The sequence below is a fragment of the Bacillus sp. LSHTCR4 genome (assembly GCF_057197025.1).
Genome location: NZ_JBXUNO010000002.1, coordinates 601,598 through 623,574, shown reverse-complemented (window position 1 = coordinate 623,574; position 21,977 = coordinate 601,598). Strand labels below are relative to the sequence as shown.

General features: G+C 34.7%; 33 protein-coding genes and 1 pseudogene. 10 read left to right on the top strand and 24 right to left on the bottom strand.

The genetic code is table 11. The features are described 5' to 3' along the window. The first annotated feature begins 15 nt into the window (after positions 1–15). The 4 genes from AC2CGR_RS16960 (at position 16) to AC2CGR_RS16945 (ending at position 1,590) form a co-directional block, all read left to right on the top strand. Positions 16–597 carry a TetR/AcrR family transcriptional regulator gene (locus AC2CGR_RS16960; protein WP_003267456.1) on the top strand — a complete coding sequence of 194 codons (582 nt, stop codon included), beginning with the start codon at positions 16–18 and terminating at the stop codon, positions 595–597. 71 nt (positions 598–668) lie between these two features. After that, the gene (locus AC2CGR_RS16955; protein ID WP_000312349.1) at positions 669–1,001 is read left to right on the top strand and encodes a DMT family transporter; all 333 of its coding nucleotides are present in this window, start codon (positions 669–671) and stop codon (positions 999–1,001) included. Between the two features lies 1 nt (position 1,002). Next, positions 1,003–1,317, top strand: coding sequence for a DMT family transporter (locus tag AC2CGR_RS16950; protein WP_000312623.1), 315 nt, complete (start codon positions 1,003–1,005; stop codon positions 1,315–1,317). Positions 1,318–1,332: 15 nt separating this feature from the next. After that, positions 1,333–1,590 carry a DUF3975 family protein gene (locus tag AC2CGR_RS16945; protein WP_000265380.1) on the top strand — a complete coding sequence of 86 codons (258 nt, stop codon included), beginning with the start codon at positions 1,333–1,335 and terminating at the stop codon, positions 1,588–1,590. A 16-nt stretch (positions 1,591–1,606) separates the two neighbouring features. Here the strand turns inward: AC2CGR_RS16945 and AC2CGR_RS16940 are convergent, their stop codons facing one another. The 12 genes from AC2CGR_RS16940 to gcvT form a co-directional block, all read right to left on the bottom strand. Beyond that, positions 1,607–1,795 carry a hypothetical protein gene (locus AC2CGR_RS16940; RefSeq protein WP_270184797.1) on the bottom strand — a complete coding sequence of 63 codons (189 nt, stop codon included), beginning with the start codon at positions 1,793–1,795 and terminating at the stop codon, positions 1,607–1,609. Positions 1,796–2,043: 248 nt separating this feature from the next. Then, positions 2,044–2,670 carry an ABC-2 transporter permease gene (locus AC2CGR_RS16935; protein ID WP_484481075.1) on the bottom strand — a complete coding sequence of 209 codons (627 nt, stop codon included), beginning with the start codon at positions 2,668–2,670 and terminating at the stop codon, positions 2,044–2,046. Beyond that, positions 2,654–3,277 carry an ABC-2 transporter permease gene (locus AC2CGR_RS16930; RefSeq protein ID WP_484481013.1) on the bottom strand — a complete coding sequence of 208 codons (624 nt, stop codon included), beginning with the start codon at positions 3,275–3,277 and terminating at the stop codon, positions 2,654–2,656. The genes AC2CGR_RS16935 and AC2CGR_RS16930 overlap by 17 nt, the downstream gene beginning before the upstream one ends. Before the next feature lie 32 nt (positions 3,278–3,309). Continuing rightward, positions 3,310–3,942 (bottom strand): ABC-2 transporter permease, encoded by a 633-nt coding sequence (locus AC2CGR_RS16925; protein ID WP_001186557.1) that lies wholly within the window; start codon positions 3,940–3,942, stop codon positions 3,310–3,312. A gap of 14 nt (positions 3,943–3,956) precedes the next feature. Continuing rightward, positions 3,957–4,625: an ABC-2 transporter permease gene (locus tag AC2CGR_RS16920; RefSeq protein ID WP_087954309.1), complete on the bottom strand. Its 669-nt coding sequence runs from the start codon at positions 4,623–4,625 to the stop codon at positions 3,957–3,959. Then, positions 4,606–5,478, bottom strand: a complete 873-nt coding sequence (locus AC2CGR_RS16915) for an ABC transporter ATP-binding protein (RefSeq protein ID WP_484481012.1) — start codon at positions 5,476–5,478, stop codon at positions 4,606–4,608. Before AC2CGR_RS16915 ends, AC2CGR_RS16920 begins: the two co-directional genes overlap by 20 nt. A gap of 3 nt (positions 5,479–5,481) precedes the next feature. Then, positions 5,482–5,856 carry a GntR family transcriptional regulator gene (locus AC2CGR_RS16910; protein WP_001021346.1) on the bottom strand — a complete coding sequence of 125 codons (375 nt, stop codon included), beginning with the start codon at positions 5,854–5,856 and terminating at the stop codon, positions 5,482–5,484. Positions 5,857–5,974: 118 nt separating this feature from the next. Further along, the gene (locus tag AC2CGR_RS16905; RefSeq protein WP_000535933.1) at positions 5,975–6,166 is read right to left on the bottom strand and encodes a hypothetical protein; all 192 of its coding nucleotides are present in this window, start codon (positions 6,164–6,166) and stop codon (positions 5,975–5,977) included. Between the two features lie 70 nt (positions 6,167–6,236). Then, on the bottom strand, positions 6,237–6,440 hold the full coding sequence (locus tag AC2CGR_RS16900; RefSeq protein ID WP_000262496.1) for a DUF3929 family protein: 204 nt from the start codon (positions 6,438–6,440) through the stop codon (positions 6,237–6,239). A 291-nt stretch (positions 6,441–6,731) separates the two neighbouring features. Beyond that, complete coding sequence (gene gcvPB / locus AC2CGR_RS16895; RefSeq protein ID WP_000795698.1) at positions 6,732–8,207, bottom strand: aminomethyl-transferring glycine dehydrogenase subunit 2; 1,476 nt, start codon at positions 8,205–8,207, stop codon at positions 6,732–6,734. Then, the gene (gcvPA, locus tag AC2CGR_RS16890) at positions 8,204–9,547 is read right to left on the bottom strand and encodes an aminomethyl-transferring glycine dehydrogenase subunit 1 (protein ID WP_131100727.1); all 1,344 of its coding nucleotides are present in this window, start codon (positions 9,545–9,547) and stop codon (positions 8,204–8,206) included. Before gcvPA ends, gcvPB begins: the two co-directional genes overlap by 4 nt. A gap of 20 nt (positions 9,548–9,567) precedes the next feature. Then, on the bottom strand, positions 9,568–10,668 hold the full coding sequence (gene gcvT / locus AC2CGR_RS16885; RefSeq protein WP_000631769.1) for a glycine cleavage system aminomethyltransferase GcvT: 1,101 nt from the start codon (positions 10,666–10,668) through the stop codon (positions 9,568–9,570). A gap of 393 nt (positions 10,669–11,061) precedes the next feature. Between gcvT and AC2CGR_RS16880 the strand changes: the two genes are divergently transcribed. Beyond that, positions 11,062–12,744 carry a DEAD/DEAH box helicase gene (locus tag AC2CGR_RS16880; RefSeq protein ID WP_131100729.1) on the top strand — a complete coding sequence of 561 codons (1,683 nt, stop codon included), beginning with the start codon at positions 11,062–11,064 and terminating at the stop codon, positions 12,742–12,744. Then, positions 12,731–13,525, top strand: coding sequence for a YqhG family protein (locus AC2CGR_RS16875; protein WP_001183971.1), 795 nt, complete (start codon positions 12,731–12,733; stop codon positions 13,523–13,525). Before AC2CGR_RS16880 ends, AC2CGR_RS16875 begins: the two co-directional genes overlap by 14 nt. A 33-nt stretch (positions 13,526–13,558) precedes the next feature. Here the strand turns inward: AC2CGR_RS16875 and AC2CGR_RS16870 are convergent, their stop codons facing one another. Together AC2CGR_RS16870 and AC2CGR_RS16865 are read right to left on the bottom strand one after the other, a co-directional pair. After that, a complete protein-coding gene (locus tag AC2CGR_RS16870) occupies positions 13,559–13,690 on the bottom strand; it encodes a hypothetical protein (protein WP_000064669.1) in 132 nt (43 codons plus the stop codon). A gap of 97 nt (positions 13,691–13,787) precedes the next feature. Then, positions 13,788–14,015, bottom strand: coding sequence for a hypothetical protein (locus AC2CGR_RS16865; protein WP_000032702.1), 228 nt, complete (start codon positions 14,013–14,015; stop codon positions 13,788–13,790). A gap of 73 nt (positions 14,016–14,088) precedes the next feature. On the opposite strand from AC2CGR_RS16865, the pseudogene AC2CGR_RS16860 reads away from it, so the two are divergent. Beyond that, positions 14,089–14,206, top strand: a pseudogene (locus AC2CGR_RS16860) (GTP pyrophosphokinase). A 129-nt stretch (positions 14,207–14,335) separates the two neighbouring features. Next, positions 14,336–14,968: a VC0807 family protein gene (locus AC2CGR_RS16855; RefSeq protein WP_001073109.1), complete on the top strand. Its 633-nt coding sequence runs from the start codon at positions 14,336–14,338 to the stop codon at positions 14,966–14,968. Positions 14,969–15,035: 67 nt separating this feature from the next. On the opposite strand, the gene AC2CGR_RS16850 is transcribed toward AC2CGR_RS16855, so the two are convergent. The 10 genes from AC2CGR_RS16850 to comGA all read right to left on the bottom strand — a co-directional run bounded on the left by AC2CGR_RS16850 (position 15,036) and on the right by comGA (position 20,615). Then, entirely contained in the window at positions 15,036–15,236 is a 201-nt protein-coding gene (locus AC2CGR_RS16850; RefSeq protein WP_000106081.1) for a YqzE family protein, read from the bottom strand. A gap of 38 nt (positions 15,237–15,274) precedes the next feature. Next, positions 15,275–15,772, bottom strand: coding sequence for a shikimate kinase AroK (aroK, locus tag AC2CGR_RS16845; protein ID WP_270184794.1), 498 nt, complete (start codon positions 15,770–15,772; stop codon positions 15,275–15,277). Between the two features lie 118 nt (positions 15,773–15,890). Next, entirely contained in the window at positions 15,891–16,541 is a 651-nt protein-coding gene (locus tag AC2CGR_RS16840; protein WP_087966005.1) for a 2OG-Fe(II) oxygenase, read from the bottom strand. A 140-nt stretch (positions 16,542–16,681) separates the two neighbouring features. Beyond that, on the bottom strand, positions 16,682–17,053 hold the full coding sequence (gene comGG, locus AC2CGR_RS16835) for a competence type IV pilus minor pilin ComGG (RefSeq protein ID WP_073543559.1): 372 nt from the start codon (positions 17,051–17,053) through the stop codon (positions 16,682–16,684). Continuing rightward, positions 17,050–17,520: a competence type IV pilus minor pilin ComGF gene (gene comGF / locus AC2CGR_RS16830; protein ID WP_029439915.1), complete on the bottom strand. Its 471-nt coding sequence runs from the start codon at positions 17,518–17,520 to the stop codon at positions 17,050–17,052. Before comGF ends, comGG begins: the two co-directional genes overlap by 4 nt. Continuing rightward, on the bottom strand, positions 17,490–17,792 hold the full coding sequence (comGE, locus tag AC2CGR_RS16825) for a competence type IV pilus minor pilin ComGE (RefSeq protein ID WP_131100733.1): 303 nt from the start codon (positions 17,790–17,792) through the stop codon (positions 17,490–17,492). The genes comGF and comGE overlap by 31 nt, the downstream gene beginning before the upstream one ends. Further along, the gene (comGD, locus tag AC2CGR_RS16820) at positions 17,785–18,240 is read right to left on the bottom strand and encodes a comG operon protein ComGD (protein WP_087966003.1); all 456 of its coding nucleotides are present in this window, start codon (positions 18,238–18,240) and stop codon (positions 17,785–17,787) included. The genes comGE and comGD overlap by 8 nt, the downstream gene beginning before the upstream one ends. After that, on the bottom strand, positions 18,237–18,536 hold the full coding sequence (comGC, locus tag AC2CGR_RS16815; RefSeq protein ID WP_002194509.1) for a comG operon protein ComGC: 300 nt from the start codon (positions 18,534–18,536) through the stop codon (positions 18,237–18,239). Before comGC ends, comGD begins: the two co-directional genes overlap by 4 nt. Before the next feature lie 11 nt (positions 18,537–18,547). After that, a complete protein-coding gene (comGB, locus tag AC2CGR_RS16810) occupies positions 18,548–19,579 on the bottom strand; it encodes a competence type IV pilus assembly protein ComGB (protein ID WP_484481011.1) in 1,032 nt (343 codons plus the stop codon). After that, positions 19,572–20,615, bottom strand: a complete 1,044-nt coding sequence (comGA, locus tag AC2CGR_RS16805; RefSeq protein ID WP_061658329.1) for a competence protein ComGA — start codon at positions 20,613–20,615, stop codon at positions 19,572–19,574. The genes comGB and comGA overlap by 8 nt, the downstream gene beginning before the upstream one ends. A 205-nt stretch (positions 20,616–20,820) precedes the next feature. Here comGA and AC2CGR_RS16800 point away from each other — a divergent pair, with 205 nt between their 5' ends. Further along, complete coding sequence (locus AC2CGR_RS16800) at positions 20,821–21,516, top strand: helix-turn-helix transcriptional regulator (RefSeq protein ID WP_000434132.1); 696 nt, start codon at positions 20,821–20,823, stop codon at positions 21,514–21,516. 125 nt (positions 21,517–21,641) lie between these two features. Then, positions 21,642–21,884 (top strand): DUF2626 domain-containing protein, encoded by a 243-nt coding sequence (locus AC2CGR_RS16795; protein WP_000440713.1) that lies wholly within the window; start codon positions 21,642–21,644, stop codon positions 21,882–21,884. Positions 21,885–21,977 lie beyond the last annotated feature (93 nt).

Below are 21,977 nucleotides of genomic sequence, written 5' to 3'. Positions count from 1 at the left end.
AACGGTAGGTAGGGGATGAAAATGACAGCAAACCGCATTAAAGCTGTAGCACTTTCTCATTTCGCACGCTACGGCTACGAAGGAACTTCATTAGCAAATATTGCTCAAGAAGTCGGGATTAAAAAACCATCAATTTACGCACACTTTAAAGGAAAAGAAGAGCTATATTTTATATGCTTAGAATCCGCTCTTCAAAAAGATTTACAGAGCTTCACAGGCGATATCGAAAAGTTTTCAAATTCGTCTACTGAAGAATTGCTCTTACAATTACTAAAGGGCTATGCAAAACGATTTGGTGAAAGTGAAGAATCAATGTTTTGGTTACGAACTTCTTATTTTCCGCCTGATGCATTTCGCGAACAAATTATTAATAAAGCAAATGTACACATTGAAAACGTCGGAAAACTTTTATTCCCTGTATTTAAAAGAGCAAGCGAACAAGATGAGTTGCATAACATTGAAGTAAAAGACGCCTTAGAGGCTTTTCTATGCTTACTTGACGGTCTTATGGTTGAACTACTATACGCAGGTTTAAATCGTTTTGAGACACGTTTAGACGCTTCTTGGAAAGTATTTTGGCGTGGACTTTCAAACTGACGGATTGCTCCTTTGCAATGCGTCGTTTTTAAGCCCTTTACCTAACGACTGGTAGGAAGGAGAAATGACATATGGCATGGATTTATGTAATCTTAGCTGGTATTATTGAAATCTTTTGGGTAATTGGATTAAAACACGCGGAGGCTCCACTTGAATGGGCTGGTGTTGCGTTATTAATTACAATTAGTTTCGTCTTATTATTTAGAGCTTATAAAGATTTACCTGTTGGTACTGTATACGCAGTCTTCACTGGAATTGGAGCTGGCGGAATCGTTCTTACAGAAATTTTCGTTTTCGGAGAGCCATTCTCTATCGTAAAAGTATTATTAATTGGTTTAATCTTCTTCGGCGTAATTGGTTTAAAACGAGTAACAGAAGAAAAAGAAGCGAAGGAGGCCGCATAAAATGGCTTGGGTATTTTTAATTCTAGCTGGTATTTGTGAAATTATTGGTGTACTCTTTATGAAAGTAGCCACTGAAAAGAAAGGCTGGGCACCAAAAGTTATTTTAATCGCTAACTTCGGCGTAAGCTTCTTCTTCTTATCCCTTGCGATGAACACATTACCGATGGGAACTGCTTACGCGATTTGGACTGGAATCGGAACTGCCGGAAGTGCACTTCTAGGCATCCTTATTTTCCGCGAATCAGCGGATTGGCGTCGTCTTGCTTTCTTAAGCTGCATTCTATGCGGCGCTGTTGGCTTAAAACTATTAAGCTAACGCGAGGTGAATGTCATGTGGAAAGAAAAAGGGAAGCAACTGTTAGCATGGATCACACTTGGTATCGTCATTCTATTACAAATAAGTTTTCACATAATAGAATGGTTGTTTCATAAAGTAGTATCCATTCTCACATTCCTTCCTAACATGACACTTGAAATGATATCAATCGTCTGGTCCATTATTGCCTCCATTGCAATCGTCATTATATGGAGTATCGCCAAGCTATGGAATAAGTTATTTAAAAAGGACAGTTCTTCTGAAAAAGAGTAACTGTCCTTTTTTATATTCATTCAGACTTTCTGTAGAAGTTTGATGTGATAAGACAAAACAGACCGACTATGGCAATACTTATACCCACCGCTTTATGCAAATTAGGAAATGGTGATGGTATATCGGAATAAACATTTCCTAATATGAGACCGATTGAAACGAAAAGTACCCCTATTCTATATAACCATTTTCTTTTGTTCATCATTCTCCCCTCCTGAAATTTTTCATACACTCCTTTCTTTTGGACATACTACCTAAAAAAGGAGTGGATAATATGCAAAATTCTATACATAAGCAAATCCTATTTTTATTTTTCCTCTTTCTTATTCTCGTTATCGTTTTCAGCTTTATATTACATACTCCAAAAGATGTTGTACCGAGTAATCTCTCTGTTTATAAACTTTTACTTTCCTATTGTCGTTATTGAAGAAGGTGCCTTTTATAGGGCACCTTTTAAAATTCTTTCTTCTCATACAATTTCACTGAAACGAAGATAGATACTATGAACATGCATATTGAACTAACGAATAACACGCTGTTGTATAGTTGAATTTGTTCTAAGTCAATTTGAAACAAAGCTTCTAAAACAACTATCGGTGCCATGAATATTACTATCGTAATGAAAATAGTTTTCTTATACCCTAGCCAAAAGGATATTGGTAAAACAAAGCTTAAATACACTAAAATAAAGCTAATACTAGCAACCATTGTCGTTTCAATAAATTCAAATAGGTTAACCCCATTCTTCATTCCCATCGTAAAACAACCGACCATTACACTTATAAAAAGAATAATAATTGCTACTATATATTTTGCAAATACAATATGTTTTTTCAATATTGGTAAACTATTTACTATAACTTCACTCTCATTTTTACTATCTGCTTCAAATGTTTTTACTGTTGCCCCAATTGTAATAATTACCGACATAATTATGAACAGATTTTCCGTATCTGTTAAGGCCATATAAAAGAAAACAGGATACAATATGTACCAAATTAAAAATTTCCATTGAATGATGAAATCTTTTAAAATTAGTTGTTTCAACGCTATTTTCCTCCTCTCACAGATCACGTTCATTGTACAAATGAATTGAGAAAAACATGGACATAACATATAAAAGAAGCAATCCTGCTATAAAACAAATATTTACGACTAAACTCGTGTTCCAAGCATTTTCTACATCTAACCAAACGTTACTTACAATCAATCCACTCAAATATCCCAATGCAAGTCCGGCGAACGGAGCAATTTGTTTGGCACTGCTATATCCTACTGAGAATTCAATCGGAAGTACAATTATGCTACAAACAAACCCACCTGTTATACCTCCGAGAATTTCTCCCCACAGCATAAATCCAGTCATATGCTCATTTTGCAACTGTATTAAACCAACCACTAGTGAGAAACATCCACCTAGAGCAACTAAAATACTTACAAATATGTATTTCCCTATGACAAGATCTTTACGGTCAAACGGTAAACTATTTACTATCAGTTCACTTTTATTTTTCCCCTCATAACTCATTGACAGTATCATGCCAAGAGCAGGTATAGACAGACTAAATGTCATCAAAAAACTATCACTACTAAAATCAACAATGAGCAGGAACAAAAAACATATAAGATAAACAAACCCTAACTTTCTTTGCATCATCATATCTTTTAAAACTAATTGCTTGATCATGTATTGCACCTCCTAATATGAAAATGTCCCTTCTATAACTCTGCCTGCTGAAACATTTTCATTGATAGGAACATTGATATGAATATACTCACTAATACTCCAATACCAAGAACACCCATTGCTTGTGTAGCCTCTTGAGAGTGAAGTACTTTTAACATAATTGTTTTATCACCAAAAATATTGCACATAAGACCAATCATACCTATTAAAGGAAACAGCATAATCAAATTCAAGACTGTAATAACTTTATATCCCCCAATGTAATTAGTCGGTATCGTTACTACACAATAAATCAAAGTTGCTACTATCGCTGAAAACACTGCATATCCAGGCATGACTATATCCCTGTCCAATAAAATATTTCCTAATATTACGACTATAAAAGTTACACTTAAACCAGCCATAATAAATAATGTGCTTGAAATATATTTAGCTATAATTATCTCTTTTCTCGTTATAGGTAAACTCACTAATACTTTTTCCGCTTTACTTTTCTCGTCATAATAAAAAGAAATATATATAATCGTACTACACGTTATAAATAATCCTATTGCAATCCCCATTGGTTCGACGGAATTCTTAAAGATAGATAAAATAGGGATTAAAAAATAGAAAGGAAACATCTTCTTCTGTAAAAAAAACTCCTTCAAAATCAACTGTTGCATATGAATTCTCCTCTCTATAAATCACGCGTTTCATAAATTTTAATTGTAAGAAGCATAGAAACGATATAGACACTAGCTAATATAATTCCTCCAATTATAAATACACCAATATGCAGCGGATTCATAATCCACTCAATGAATGAAGGTGCTGTTTCATTCAGCCCATCACTAATAAACATCCAAAAAATTACACCTACTCCCATTGACGCTGCTGATACTATGCTTCTTACTATCTTCGATTTTGTACCGTAATAACTAGGGAAAAGTATCACAACAAAAAACAAGGCGTAAATAGCTCCATTTATTACTTCATACCATGGAATTTCAATGTATAGATTAGGATGATAGGCACCAATATCACCAATGACCACAATACCTCTTATAAGAAAAACAACTAACATCGTAGAAAGCATGCCACCTACAATAAATATTGCACAGGAAATATATCTAGCAATGACGATATCCTTTCGACTTACCGGTAAACTATTTATAACAATGTCACTTTTATTCCTTTCATCCATAAAGATTAACGTCATAACCGAGGAAAGTGTTATAAATAGACAACTCATCGGAAATAACCCTTCACCATTTGGATCTAACATAAATAACAAAAGTGGCATAACAAAATTCACTAACCACGTTACCCGAAAAAAGAACAAATCTTTATATACGAGCTGACGCATAGGCATCTCTTCCTTTCGCGGTGTAAACGATAATATCATCTAATGTAGGCTTTTCTAGTACAACCTCATTTCCAAACCAATCTATAATTGCTTGTTTATCCTTCGCTAAACCTTCGAAACCAAATTTATTTTTTCGCAATCCAACAAATAGTTCTTTTCCTTCTCGGTCTAATAAATCATTACTTCCTTTTACGATGACGTAGTTCTCCATTAAGTCTTCTTTTTCACCAGTAAATATAATTTCTCCATTATTGATGAACGTAATATAATCTGCGATGCGCTCTAAGTCTGTTGTAATGTGCGTTGAGAATAAAACAGATACTTCATCTTCCATTACAATTTCTTGCAGCATATCAAGTAATTCACTTCGAACAACTGGATCTAATCCTGCTGTCGGTTCATCCATAATGATAAACTCTGCGTGATGCGAGAGCGCGATGGCAATCGCAAATTTCATTTTCATCCCTTTTGATAGTTCTTTAATTTTTTTATACTTTGGAACTTGCAATCTATGCATATACGATTGATACTGCTCTTCATCCCACTTTTTATATAACGGTGCAATAATGCGCTTCATTTGTTCACACGTTAAATCTTCGTAATAATGATTTTCATCATATACAAAGCCGATATTTTGTTTTATTTCCTTTTCGGCTTTCTTATTGTCCTTGCCAAAAATTTTTATATCTCCACTATCTTTTTTAATTAAATTCATAATCATTTTGATCGTCGTACTTTTCCCGGCTCCGTTCGGTCCGACAAATCCCATAATATATCCGCGTGGTAATGTAAAACTTATATTTTTCACTGCAAAATCTTGATAACTTTTACAAACATTTTTTAGCTCCAACACCCTTTATTCCCCCTCATATAAACACGCTATCATCTGCTGTAAATCTTCAAGTGAAAGCTGCAACGCTTTACTTTCATTCACAATCTCTTCTGCTTTACTTTCCAATAGGCGAAGCCGCTGTTCTTTTAATAGTTCATTATTTTTATGTGAAACATAAGTCCCCTTCCCAGCAACAGTTTCTATATATCCTTCTTTTTCAAGCTCCTCGTACGCACGCTTCGTTGTAATTACACTAATTTGCAATTCCTTCGCTAAGCTACGAATAGACGGTAATTGGTCTCCACCCTTTAAACCACCATTTAAAATAAGCTGGCTTAATTGTTTTCTTATTTGCACATAAATAGGGTCTTGGGAAGAATTCGAAATAATAATATTCATGTTTTCCTCCAGTGTGTGTATATACTGTATATACCTTATATATACAGTATATACACAACATCCTATTTTTGGCAAGAAAAAAAGACCAACATTTTCCTGTTGGTCTTTCGTATATGTATCACTTTTCAAAGCGATCTAACATCTCGTCTCTCATTCCGAAACTTACTACTGCAATTCCTATATACATAAACAGAAGGAATGCCGGATGAACCGTGTTGTACCAGCTGCTGTCAACAATTAAATAAATCGTTAATGCCACAACAAGAACAAACGCTAAGATAAACATATAAAAGTGTCTTGTACTACCCATGATAAACTCCTCTCTTCTCACTTCACCATTCAACAGTTTATTTTATCGAATAATTCGATATGACTCAAGGTTAACTTTCTGTTATGTAATCAAGTTCCACTTTTACAATATCCTCACATGCTATTGAAATGATTGTTCCTTGTTTATCAATCGCCGTCACTTCTCTATTATCCATCACACGATTTGCTACTCTTTCTAATACTTTCCCTTGGTCTCGATAGCAAAATTCTTTTACATCTTTAATTGTTTCTCCATTTTCTAAATGGTATACCATTCTATAACATCGATATCCCACACTTTCACCCCCGTCTTGCTCGTTTTTTCACATATACATAAAAATGAGTAATTTTTGCCTCATCACATCTTCTTAATTTCAATAAAATTCTAACAAAAATAAATACTTTTATCAAACCGACTTTTTCAACAAAACTACCTATAAAACTACACCTTTACACCATTAGGAAACAAAAAATATAATTTTTTAACATTTTCTTCACTATTTCTGCACAAATTCTCCATACAAAAAAAGAACCCGCCGCAGCGAGTTCTTCTTTCGTTATTCTAATCAAACTTGTACAGGAGCTGGCTTCGCATAACGTAAAACTGGTTTACGTGCAGCCATCGTTTCGTCTAAACGTTTAATGACTGTCGTATGCGGTGCTTCTTGTACAACTTCTGGATTTTCTTCTACTTCTTTAGCGATTTGAATCATCTTATCAATGAAACCATCTAATGTTTCTTTTGATTCTGTTTCTGTCGGCTCAATCATAATACATTCTTCCACATTCAATGGGAAGTAAATTGTTGGTGGATGGTAACCGAAATCAAGCAGACGTTTTGCGATATCTAATGTACGTACACCAAGTTTCTTTTGACGACGACCTGATAATACAAACTCATGCTTACAATGTCTATCGAATGGAAGATCATAGAATGGTGCTAATCTTCTCATCATATAGTTCGCATTTAATACCGCATACTCTGTTACTGCACGCAAGCCATCTGGACCCATAGAACGAATGTATGTGTATGCACGAACGTTAATTCCGAAGTTACCATAGAATGGTTTTACGCGCCCAATTGCTTCTGGACGATCATAGTTAAAGTGATAGCCATTTTCCGTTTTCTCTAAAATCGGTTTTGGTAAGTACGGAATTAAATCAGCTTTCACACCTACTGGACCAGAACCTGGGCCTCCGCCGCCGTGAGGACCTGTAAATGTTTTATGAAGGTTTAAATGGACAACGTCAAATCCCATATCTCCTGGGCGCGCTTGGCTTAATACCGCATTTAAGTTTGCACCATCATAGTATAATTTACCGCCTGCATTATGGACGATTTCTGCCATTTCTAAAATATTTTCTTCGAATAAACCTAATGTATTAGGATTTGTTAACATAAGTGCTGCTGTTTCTTCATTTACAACACGTTTTAAATCTTCTAAGTCAACAAGACCATGTTCATTTGATTTTACTGTAATTGTTTCAAAACCAGCTACAGTTGCAGATGCTGGATTCGTTCCGTGAGCAGAGTCAGGCACAATTACTTTCGTACGGTTAAAGTCACCATTTGCTTCATGGTATGCACGAATTAACATTAAACCTGTCCATTCTCCGTGTGCACCAGCTGCTGGTTGTAATGTAACAGTATCCATACCTGTAATTTCAATTAAATGCTCTTGTAAATCGTACATTAATTCCATTGCACCTTGTACTGTCTTTTCGTCTTGTAATGGATGAATATTTGCAAATCCTGCGAAACGAGCTACACTCTCATTAATTTTTGGATTATATTTCATCGTACAAGATCCAAGTGGATAGAATCCAGAATCAACACCGTGGTTACGGTTTGAAAGTGCTGTATAGTGGCGCATAATATCAAGTTCAGATACTTCTGGTAGCTCTGCATCTTCTACTCGAATATAATCGCTCTCAAACACATCTTCTAGTTTTACTTCTTCTACATCTAATTTTGGTAAGCTATATCCTATGCGTCCTTCTTTACTCACTTCAAAGATAAGTGCTTGGTCTTGGTTCTTCATTGGATAGCCCCCATTTCGTTTACAAGTGTGTCAATTTCCTCTTTTGTACGAAGCTCAGTTACCGCTACAAGCATATGGTTCTCATGCTCTTTATAATCACGGCCTAGATCGTAACCGCCGATAATATTCTTTTGTAATAATGCATCGTTTACTTCTTTCACTGGACGCTTGCAATCTACAACGAACTCATTGAAGAATGGACCAGCAAATGTTACAGTGAAGCCTTTCGCTTCGAATTGGCGTTTTGCGTATTGCGCTTTAGAAATGTTCTGACGTGCCATTTCTTTCACACCTTGTTTACCAAGTGCTGTCATTGCAACAGAAGCTGCTAATGCATTTAACGCTTGGTTTGAACAAATGTTAGACGTCGCTTTATCACGACGAATGTGCTGTTCACGTGCTTGTAACGTTAATACAAACCCACGTTTCCCATCTGAATCTACAGTTTGTCCAACAAGACGTCCTGGAATTTTACGCATAAATGCTTTCGTTGTTGCAAAATAACCACAGTGTGGTCCACCAAACTGCGTTGGAATACCAAATGGTTGCGCATCACCAATTACAATATCAGCACCAAATTTTCCTGGTGGTGTTAATGCGCCTAATGATAATGGATTTGAAGAAACGATAAATAATGATTTTTGTTGATGAACGATTTTTTCAATATCAGCTAATTTTTCAACTTGTCCGAAGAAGTTTGGATATTGAACGATTACACAAGCAACTGTATCATCTACTTCACTTTGTAATACATCTAAATCTGTTACACCATCTTTATGATTAATTTCAACAACTTCAAGATGTTGACCTTTTGCATACGTTTCAAGTACTGCTCTTGATTCTGGGTGCACTGCACTAGATACAAGAATTTTCTTTTTACGAGTATGGCCAGCCGCTAGCATCGCGGCTTCAGCTAAAGCTGTACCTCCGTCGTACATAGAAGAGTTTGCTACATCCATTCCTGTTAATTCACAAATCATTGTTTGGAATTCAAAGATTGCTTGTAATTCCCCTTGTGAAATTTCTGGTTGGTATGGCGTATAAGCTGTATAAAATTCTGAGCGAGAGATAACATGATCTACAATCACTGGAGCGTAATGATCGTATACGCCTGCTCCTAAGAAAGAAGCGTAATCTTTTAAGTTCGCATTTTTACTAGCCATTTGAGATAACTCTTTTAAAAGCTCTGGCTCTGATTTTGCTTCTTTAATTTTTAAATCCCCTTTAAAACGAACACTCTCTGGAATATCAGAGAATAACTCATCGATCGTTTGAACGCCGATCGTTTGTAACATTTCTTTTTTGTCTTCTTCTGTCATTGGAAGATAACGATGCAACATGAAATCTACCCCTCTCCCCGTTACTTTGAACGTTTATAAAATGGTGTTGGAACAACTACTGCTTTGACGCGTTTATTACGAATTTCAATTTCTACTTCTGTATCAACTGCTGCGTATTTTACATCAATTAGTGCTAAACCAATGCTTTTCTTTAACGTTGGAGATTGTGTACCACTTGTTACTTCCCCGATCTTTTCTTCTCCAATAAATACAGGGTAATGCGTACGAGGAATTCCACGTTCAATTACTTCGATGCCGACTAATTTGCGAGGCGCACCGTTTTCTTTTTGCTCTTTTAACGTTGCTTTTCCAAAGAAGTCTGCTTCTTTATTTGTTTTTACCGCAAAGCCAATTCCAGCTTCAATCGGTGTAATATCTTTTGATAATTCTTGACCATAAAGTGGTAATGTTGCTTCGAAGCGAAGTGTATCACGAGCACCTAAACCACATGCTTTTAAGCCTTCTTCTGCTCCAACTTCAAGAAGTTTCTCCCAAAGTTTTGCTGCATCTTCACTCTTACAGTAAATTTCAAATCCATCTTCACCTGTGTAACCTGTACGAGATACAAGTGCTGGAATTCCATCTACAAGAATATCGTTTTTAAATTTAAAGAACTTAATTTCTTTCAAATCTTCTGACACAACTTTTTGTAAAATGCCTTCTGCTTTTGGTCCTTGAATTGCAAGCTGTGCAACTTCACTAGAAACATTGACTACTGTCGCATCGCCAATTACATGGCTAGCTAACCATTCGTAATCTTTCTCGATATTTGATGCGTTGATAACTAATAAATAGTCTTCTTCACCACGTTTGTAGATTAATAAATCATCTACTGTGCCACCATTTTCATAGCACATAGCTGTATATTGTGCGCCCCCTACCTTTAAGGTAGATACGTCATTTGTAACAACACGTTGTAAAAATGCTAAACTATCTACACCTTTTACCTCAACTTCTCCCATATGAGACACATCGAACAAACCTGCCGCTGTACGTACAGCTTCATGTTCTTCTTTAATGCTTGAAAATTGAACTGGTAACTCCCAACCACCGAAGTCGATTGTTTTCCCACCATACTTCGCGTATACATCAAATAACGGTGTACGTTGTAATGTAATCATGATCTCTCCCCCTTATGCTCTGACAAATCAATAAAAGTTGTTACTCATTTCTAAACATTTTCATTCTAAAAAGATAGGATATACGGAATCTCATGATATTTTTTTATGAAAGCGTAAATAAAAAATCACTTTCTTGGATAAAATACGAAAGATTCCACACATTTCACACCATTATCCTAACATTATTCGCTATATTTCATCAATATTCTAGCATAAAAAATAATTTAGAATTTTTTATGCTTAATCTTATTACATACAGTTTTTAAGATTTAGTCCTTTATCTTTGCTTATTCTTTAACTTTCAGTAAGTGTAATAGCGCCTTATTACAAGGCTTATATAGTAAAGATTTTTTTCATATATTACTTTAATTTATAAAAGGTGGGAGAGTCGTAATGAATGTCGATATTTCCATAGATCGAACGTGGCAAAACAATTTTTTAAATAGAATTGACGAAGATGGTCCTTGGACAAACTGGGATTTATATCATTTAGCTTATGAAACAGAAAAATCATTACTTGTTCCTACTTTTGATGGATTACAAGCACCGAAACATTTATCCCATTTCACACCACTTCCTCATCAATTAGAAGTCGCTCAAAATGTCATTGAACAAATGAATGGTAAAGCAATTCTAGCAGATGAAGTAGGACTTGGAAAAACGATTGAAGCTGGACTTATTTTAAAAGAATATATGGTCCGCGGCCTTGTGAAAAAAGTACTTATACTCGTTCCAGCCTCCCTCGTATCACAATGGGCATACGAATTAAATACAAAGTTTTTCATTCCAGCTGTAGCCCAAAAGAAAAGCTACTCGTGGGAACAAGCCGATGTAATTGTATCATCGATTGATACCGCAAAACGTTCACCACATCGTGACATCGTTTTGAACTTAGAATATGACCTTATTATTATCGATGAAGCACATAAACTTAAAAATAATAAAACAAAAAACTATGAATTTGCACAGCGATTAAAAAAGAAATTTTGTTTATTATTAACGGCTACTCCTGTTCAAAATAAGATTGATGAAATTTTTAACCTCGTTTCTTTATTAAAACCAGGGCACTTAGGCAATCAGTCCAACTTTGAAGAATATTACGCTTCAAAAAATCGTTCATCCGAATCTGATGAAGATTTAAAAGCTCTTATTAACAAAGTGATGGTCCGAAATCGACGTCATAATACTGGGATTGATTGGCCAAAGAGACATGTACGTACAATTTTTGTTGAGTTTAATGAAGAAGAGCAAGATTTATATAACAATATTGAAAATTGGCGAGGACAAGATGCCTTCACATCCGCTTTCTCATCATTAACTTTAAAACGAGAAGCGTGCAGTAGTCGTGAGGCTGTTTACTATTCATTAAAAAAACATGTAGAAAAACGACAGAAGGAAAATGAACATTACGTAAAAGATCCGCATATCGATGTGCTAATGGACAAAATTAATCATATTCCTTTTAACTCAAAAGCAAATAAAGCGCTAGAGCTTATAAAAGAAATTGACGATAAAGTCGTCATCTTCACAGAATACCGAGCGTCACAAATGTACTTACAATGGTTTTTACAACAACACGGTATTTCTTCCGTCCCATTCCGCGGTGGATTTAAACGCGGGAAGAAAGATTGGATGAAGGAACTTTTCCAAAATCATGCGCAAGTGCTAATCGCAACGGAAGCTGGTGGTGAAGGAATTAACTTACAGTTTTGTAGCCATATGATCAATTACGATTTACCATGGAACCCAATGCGTCTTGAACAAAGAATCGGACGTATTCACCGTCTTGGTCAAAAAAATGATGTTCATATTTATAACTTAGCTACAAAACACACTGTTGAAGAACATATTTTGAAACTGTTATATGAAAAAATCAATTTATTTGAGCGTGTTATCGGGGAACTTGATGAAATTTTAACGAGAATTAATATGAAAAACATCGATGCACACATTCAAGAAATATTTGCGCAATCAAAAAGTGAAGGAGAAATCCGAATTAAGATGGAAAACTTAACATCTATTATCGACTTTGCGAAACGAAATGAAGCTGAGGTGCAAGGCTATGCAGCAACATGAAATTCATAATTACTTATACAATTTTTTTGAGGCGAATAACTGTGAAATTTTAGAACGTTCTCCTCATCTATTGGATGTGCAATTAACAATTGAGATGGATAAATTATTAATGAACCGTCCTTTTTATTGGCACTATCTTGAAAAAACAGGAGGCGTACCGAATCCGATGCGCCTTACTCTTATTACAAATCCAGAAAATGAAGAAAACGATGGTGAACTTATTCACTACGGTTCACCACGTCTTCATCAAATTTTTCAAACGACAAAAGAATTAGGCTCTTACATACGCTTATATGAGGAAGTACGGCATAGCGGAGCGACACATACACCGCTCCATCCGTGGCTCGGTGTAAATATAAAAGTTTCCTATCAATGTGATCGAAAAAAAGATATCCTCCACTCCATTGGCATTCATCTTATTTCTGGCACAATGATTGCAAACTTTCATGAAACATTAACAAAAATTAAACTTACACCGAAAATACCTGACTTTTGTTTTACGCTCTCGCCTATTATTAAACCGCAAAGCGGTTTACAACGCATAGAGGATGCTTTAAAAAGCATTATTGCAGAAGATGACCATACGTGGGCAAAAGAAGCAAGAGTGCGCTGGAATCACGATTTGGACCTTTTAAATCGTTTTTATGAAGAAAGTGATGAGCTTCCTGAAAGCTATGAAATTGAAAAACAAGCACTGCAAGAACAATATGAACCCCGCATTACAGTGCAAATTATTAACGGTGGACTCTTTTATGTTACCGCGAATCATTTTCTAACTTAAAAAGCCCCTTCATTTTTGAAGGAGCTTTTTGAGTTATCCTCTATCGCCATTACGCTCTTGTTGTTTTTGCTTTGCCATGCGTTTTTGATACGCACGATCCTTTGCGCTCACATGATTAGCATCAGTTGGAAGATTTTCTTTTGAACGACCAATTCCATTGCTCATTATTTCCCCTCCTTTTTATATCTTTCAAAATACACCCTTATTTTCAGCTAGAGACACCATCCTTATACAAAAAAATAAGAGCAGCCATTGGCTACTCTTACTCACTCACATATTTTTGAAACATATCATGGATGCCTTTATTTACTAGGTTCGAGATCTGCTCGTCAGATTTATTCGGATAACGATCACGCAATCTGATAGATGCCTTCACCATTAAATTTTCTAATACAGAACGGCCACCTTCTCCATAAATAATTTCAGCATACTTAACAAGCCTTCCATCCTCTACTGTTGCTGGATTATGATTGAAGAAAAATTTACTCATTGTCTCCACCTCTCTCTTTTGATAACGTTTACATTTATATAGATTATTTATGTTATTTATTTCACAATATTGTATGCATGTATATTTAATTAGTTTCATTATAAAGCAACATATCGATAGTAAATATGTGATTTTCCGTCCATTTTGTGAACAAACCAAAAAATGAAAGCGTTTCCTTTATTATATACTAAAAAAACTTACTACGCTAGGGGCAATTTTTTTCAATCTACTAATCATATACTTTTTCTTTTCCCACTAAACTTTATACAATTTTCAGAAATTATATTATAAAATATATGTATGACTTAAGGAGGATTTGTATGAATCAAAATAAAAAAGCTATATTAGATCTTGTCTTTTATCTCGTAATCCCATTCCTCATTTGGAAATTTGCAAAACCTTATATCGATCCTTATTACGCAATGTTACTTTCCTCTGTTCCGGGGATTATTTATACACTGTATACCTTTAAAAAAGAAAAACAGTTTAACGTAACAGGGTTCTTTATTTTAATTACACTCATTTCTAATACAACGGTAGATCTATTATCCGGATCAGCTGAACGAATGTTATGGAACGATGCGTATTATCACATCGTACTCGGTATTATCGTTATATGTACAATTTTTATAAAAAAACCACTTATGTTATATTTCGCAGCAGATATTGCTGCACTGCAAGGCCATGACCGTGATAAAAGTCGTGAACTGTATCGTGATAGTCGTATCTATCCAGCACTGCAATATTTAACGCTCTTTTTCGGGCTACAATTCATATTAAAAAGCTTCTTAAAAATTTATTTTATCTCTGTTTTCGGTGTAGATGGCTATGGTGAAATGAGAGCAATTATGACCGCTGTTGGGTGGGGCATTTCCATTTGTATCGGAATAGGGTTCGTATGGGTGAACAATAAAATACATGCCGTTACAGAAGAGAAAGAGTCTATGCAGTAAATGAAAATCCCCTAGTAGTATGATGCTACTAGGGGATTTTCATTTTACTACACATATTACGAAATCATTAACTTGATTTTTTTCTTTTATTTTTTACGTTTCGATAAAACAAAGCAGCACTTAACGGCATAACACCAAACCACTTATTCATAAATGGCTCTTTTTCAGCACGTCGTTGTTCTTTCTTTTGTTTTCGATCTTCTTTTGGAGCATCCATATACGACACAAACTGCTGCGTTACAAAGCGAACATAATCATTAGTAGACATATTATCATCACCTCTACTTGATTAGTATGTCCACTTTTTTATTCATTAATCTTTTCTTTTAATTCATTCATAATTTGCTTTACAGACTTATTCGTCGTATCGATATGAATATGAGCCTCTTCATAATAAGCTCGGCGCGATTCGAATTTCGTTACAAATGCATCTATATCTTTCTTCTGAAATAGTGGACGTGTCGTATCTTCACGAAGCCTTTCTGCAATTACATGTGGATCACAATATAAATACACGACAGTTCCATTTTCCTTCATCCACTTTCGGTTTTCCTCTCGCTCAATGATTCCGCCGCCAGTTGTAATAATTGCATTACGAACGGGTAGTGAACGTAACATCTCACTTTCATATTCCCGAAAAGCCATTTCACCTTCTTCGGCAAAAATAGCACGAATTGCTTTTCCCTGCTTCTCTTCAATCTTTTGATCGGTATCTACAACATCCATATGAAGTTCTTTACTTAATGCTTTTCCAATTGTTGTTTTCCCAGCTCCCATATAACCGGTTATGTATATAGATTTCATGTTCGTTCCTCTCAATCATCCGTTATTATTTGTTATTATAACGAAAGATTACATTATTGAATAAAAAAACGTCTTGTTCTCATTATGCAATGAAGAACAAAACGTCACATACACGCTTTTACTTGTAAGTACCTCTTCTCACCCACTGCGTTGCAATCCATTTCTCGCCTTTCGTTACAGGGGCCCCTCCATGTAGCGTAAGCTCATTTAATGATTGGTCTTGATAGAAATACTCAAAGTATACTGCCATTCCCTTTCTAGGGTGCACAGAAAGATTTAATTTTGGAAAGAACGTTTCTCCGCCTTCTTCTACATCATTTAAGTACATGACAAGCGTACTAATACGATTATTAGCAGCTGATCTACTATGTTCTGCAAAATAATCATAGTGCGCTTTATATTGTTGATCCACTTCATAATTTAAAATGTGTAATCCTTCTCCATGCGACGCAGGAACATTCATGATAGATGCAATTCGTTTTTCAATCTTCGTAGTAAGTTCATTATCGTCTAAAAATGCACCCTTACTCGTTCGAATATCATTTACATCACGTGATGAACCAACTTTAGAACGTGCTAACTTACTTTTAGACAATTCAATTAATTCGTCACATTCTTCATCGCTTAATACATTTCCTAATACGACAATAAGAGGTTCTTCGAATTTTGAAATAATGTGTATTTCCCTATCTTCCGTCATAATTGCATTTCCTTTATGATCAAAAATAGTTTGTTCCTTATTTTCACCTATTTGATTGTTATTTGTCATTTCCCTATTCTCCCTAAAAAAATATGTTTGGATAGCTTGAATATATCATATTCTTTCTACCTTTCTCTTTTTTGAGAAAATTTAAACTTTCAACTGTTTTAAAATGAGAAATTATGGTTTTTGTTCACACATTAAACAGACTATCCTTCTATCCAATCGAATATTTTTTCATCCTTTTTTCTATATCGAAAGCTTACTTTATAGAAAACTTCCTGCTTTATTTTGCACTGCAACGAAACGAGAATAACATCGTTTTCAAATACGTAATTTCCACTTGCTTCGCCCTTTTCATATGGAAAGAAAAAAGTATCTTCCTTTTCTTTTTGCTGTAATTCTTTTTTTATATTTGTAATAGATCGATTTAGTAGTTCCTCCAATACAAACTTTTGCTCTATTTCAGTATAAAATTTTTTATCTATAAGCATCATATTCGTTTCGTATACAAAGAACGAAGTTAATAATACAAGAAAAATGATTGTTCCTGGCATCGTAAATCCATCTTGTTTTCTCATGCATTTATTTCCATTTCACTATACCTGATAGCTACCCCTTCATATATTGTCCCACCCATATCTTTCACATTTATAAAGAGCAAATGAGGTGTTACTTCATACGAAACCATTTCAACATTTTGTAATATAACTTCTCTTCCGCGCATGTTCACTTTTCTTATAAGATGATTATTCAATTTTTCATACGTCACTTCATCTCCAGTGCGAAGACGAAAGCGTAACATACTCTCTTTATTTTCAGGAACTATTTTTTCCACAAATGATACTTCACGAAACTCTAACTGTACTTGTCCTACAAACACATCCCATTCCCAATTATTTAACCCTTTTGATTGCTTGTTTTCTATTCCAATAAAGTTTAAACGTGGTAAGAGTAAAAAGAACAGTGATAACAGAAAAAAACATACGATCATTTCTATTAATGTAAACCCAGCTTCTAATTCATTTTTTCTCCTGCATAAAAGCATTGTTCCATCATTTTTCCTTTCACATCTTTCCACATCGCACAAACTTCATTTCCTCCCCAATATGTGTAATATACATTTCCGTTTATGACTTTTTCTTTCTGTTGTTTTGCCTCATTCTCATACATATATAAAGCTGCTTCTTTTTTTAATAATACAAATGCCTTATAACGAATTTGTATGTTTTTTCGTTCTTGCATAATCAATACTGTTTGCGGAAGTAGCAAAGATACCACCATCATTAATGTACTTAATGCTACAAGCATTTCAGCCATCACTGACCCTTTTTGACATTTCACGATACGTAAATCTCCCTCTTCCAAGTTGAAATACGATCTCATATTTATAACTTCGATACGAAAGTAAAATCGTGCCACCTCTATTAATATTTCCACTCGGATTATATGTCATCGGATTTGGAAAAGTATTCAAATCCAATTGTATATCACTATCATATTCTCTTTTAATGATAGAAAGATCCGTACTCGATTCCCCTATATAATACATATGTCTATCTTTATGCCATCGTAGTGTATAATGTTTTTGACGGTTTATCGCTAATTGTTGCATATACAAAATATCATTTGAAAACTGTCTTAAAAATTGTTCGATTTTTTGTTTTTCATATAATGAATGGACATTAAAATACGTGACCATACTTAATACAGAAATTGCAAATAAAACGAGTAGTATTTCTAAAAGGGTAAAACCTTTTTGCTTCACTGTTTCCCACTTGTTACTGTGCCATCATTAGAAATATGAATAGCTTCACCATTCGGACACTTATCAGCTGTAATATATTTTTCATCACTTAACTCTTTTAGTGTAGGAATTTTATTATGTTGTAGTTGGTATACTTGTACTTGTGCTTCTATAGATTTCACATAGGCTTTACATCCTTTTCCTTCGACGGATGAACGCTGCGTAACTACATTAGGAATAATTAATAGTAATAATACAGTTATGACGACCATAACTAATAACATTTCTAAAAGGGTAAACCCTTCCTCATTCTGCATGTAAATGCCTCCTATATAGAATTCATCATTTGAAACATTGGCATAATCATCGCTAAATACATAAGAACGACTATTCCGCCAATACACGTAAATAAAATCGGTTGAATAATCACTAACATACGGTTAATTTTTTGCTCCATCTTTTCCATAATAAGATCGCTGTAGTCACCTAATTCAATCGCCAAATTACCATTTGCTTGTCCATGTGTAATAACATAAGAAAGTTCTTCCTCATAATATCCACTTTTAGCAATAATAGATTGCAACGGTTCTCCTGCAATTAATTGGTGTTCAATTCGGCCTGCTTCATATTGAAAGAACGGATGATATTTTTGCTCCATCATTATTGTTAAAGCCTCAAGTACTGATAGTCCACCGTTTAATAAACCGCTCAATTGAGTGGCGAAATAATGCGAATGCTTTAAAATAAGAAATGTTTTTACGAGGGGGATACGAAGCATAATTTTTACCTGCTTCATATGCGGGATTTTCCGAAAGTACAATATATATACACTAGAACCCACCATAACAATAAAAATAGTGCTAAAAATAAGGTAGGGTAGTAACTTAATTGTACTTAATATTTGTTCTGTGAATAACGGTGCTGTAGAACCAAATGAACTATACACCTTATCAACCTGTGGTAATAAAATGCGATTAAAAATCAAAATCATGATTATTAAAAAAAGTGCTAAAAACATAGGATACTGCATTATTTTCATCATATCTTTCCTATACTTATCCTTTTTATAAAGAAGTGCACTCCCTTGTTGCAATGCAAAAGAAATATCACCATGCTGCTCAGCATAAAATAAATAGCTCAACATCTCCTGATGGAATTTTAATTGATAAAAAGAATCGTGTAGACTTTTTCCATCTTTTAATCCGTCAATCATGTGCTGCAATTGTACTTTCTTTTCTAAAGATAATTGAAACCGTAAAAATTCTAATGCCTGCAAAAGGGAGTATCCTTTTTCTAATAGTTCTCCTAATCGTTTCAGTAATACTACTTGATCACTTAAACTCCATATTTCCTTAAACATAAACATCCTCTTCTAAAAATCCTAAAGCGTATCCTTTTCTTATCGAAGATTCTAACGTTTCATGCTTGGATGTGACGCATTCCCCGTTTGCTCCTTTAATCGCTTGTTTTAATTCATATCCATATAACAACTCATAAATACTCGCTTGTCTTACTTGCCTCATTGATTTACATAAAGTTGAGCACTTTCTTTTACAAAACGGACACTTTAATTCGACAAGTCTCTGTGCAGCTATAGCTAATAAAGATTGTTCAATCTCTTGCCTCGTTATGCCAAAATCTATGAACCTGAGTATCGCCCCTCTCGCATCATTTGTATGCAGTGTCGTCATTACTAAATGTCCAGTCAAACTTGCTCTTATAGCAATTTTCGCTGTTTCTTCATCACGAATTTCACCGACTAAAATAACATCTGGATCATGACGCAAAATAGCCTTTAGTCCAGCCTCATATGTGATACCTGCTTTTTCATTTATTTGAATTTGTAATAAATCGTCACTTCTTTTTTCAACTGGATCCTCCAGTGTAACGATGCGGCGTGTTTTCTTTTTTCTAATTACCTCTAATAATGCATACATCGTTGTTGTCTTCCCAGAACCAGTCGGTCCAGTAAATACGAGTAACCCATGGGAATAATGTAAAAAAGAAAGTAGTTTCTTCGCTGTACTTGGAAATAACGAAAGATGAGATAACGGCTGAATAGATGCTTGTAAATGAAGACGAATAACGAGACTTTCTTGATATACAGTTGGAAGCGTAGAAAGACGTAAATACACTTCCTGTCCATCCATTTGTAAATACAGCGAACCATTTTGTGGCTTCCGCCTCTCCCCTATATCCATGGATGCTAAAAATTTAAAGTGTGAAACAAGTTTTTCTCCAAACTCCTTTTCAATGCATTGTTTCGTCATTAAATCTTTCCCTATACGCAGTTGAACCACTACATCCTTCTGTCGGGGCACAATGTGTAAATCCGACGCTTGTACCCTGCACGCTTCTTTCAAAATCGTATTCGCAAAGCTTTCAATTCCATTCATCATTTTTCCCTCCCCACTATGTATATAGCATCAAAATACAGATAAGAAAAATCGGTATTTTTGCATTTTCACTAAAGGAAAAAGGAAAAATATGTTTGTGAAATTATGAACAATTTCCGAATTATTGTCTGAAATTACCTATACTCATGTTTATCTGTATTATAATGTTATTATCTTGGATAAAGTGATAAAGGTGGAGATCCTCATGGAACAAGCTTTAAAAATTACTGGTGTATTATCTGACCCAACTCGTTATTACATTTATAAATATATTTCTCAAAAACATAGTTACGTAACTGTACAAGAAATTGCAGATGAGTTTGAAATTCATCCAAACGTAGCGCGTTTACATTTATCTAAATTAGAAGATGTTCATATGCTGAAATCCGAAACGAAGAAAACTGGAAAAGGCGGAAGACCAAGCAGATTATATGTATTATCTGAAGATGTTATCCAATTACAATTTCCATTCCGTGACTATCAATTGTTAGCAAGAATAGCGTTTAATTCTTTACTTAGCCTTGGTGCTGCTGGTGAAAAAGCGCTATACGAAACAGGGAAACAATTCGGGGCCGAATTAATGCAACAACATATGCAGCGTTTAAATGTGAGTGAAGATGCTTTAACAGTGGAACAAAAAGTTCAAATTGCAAAAGAAGCCTTTTCAACAGCTGGCTTATCACCTGCATTTGAATTAAGTGCAGATGGAACAAAAATTTTCTATGATGTACACAATTGTCCATTTAAAGAAGTTGCTGTTCATCACCCAACTGAAATTTGTAATATGCACGGGGATATGATGAAAGGGATTTTTGAAATCCTATTCCCTAACACGGAATTAACACGAAATGATAGTTTACTAGATGGATGTAAATCTTGTAATTATAAACTAACAATTTAATTTTTCATATAAAAAGAAGCCATTTATAAATGGCTTCTTTTTATATGAACGAATATTTACAATAGTAAGAAAAATAAACTATAATGAAGTGAGGTTTACTTTTTTTAGAAAAGGAGGGAGATGGCATGGAGCGCATGTTTCGCGTTCTCGGCTTTTGGACTGGAATTTTCTCGGTTATGTTTTACGTAGGGGATATGCATTCGACTGCACTACTATTTTTAGGACAAACAGGCTTCTTCGTACTTTTAAGCTATTTAAAATTAACAGAGCGTATGTATATATACGTATTCGGGGCATATTTGACTGTTTTCTTCATAGGATTTACATACTACACGACATTCTTACTTGTGCCTGGGGCTGGACATTAAAAGATGGCATTTTGCCATCTTTTTTTTAATTCCGGAATTTCCTAGTTGACTTATAGGTTTTATTGACTTATATTCTATATAACAGATTGGAAT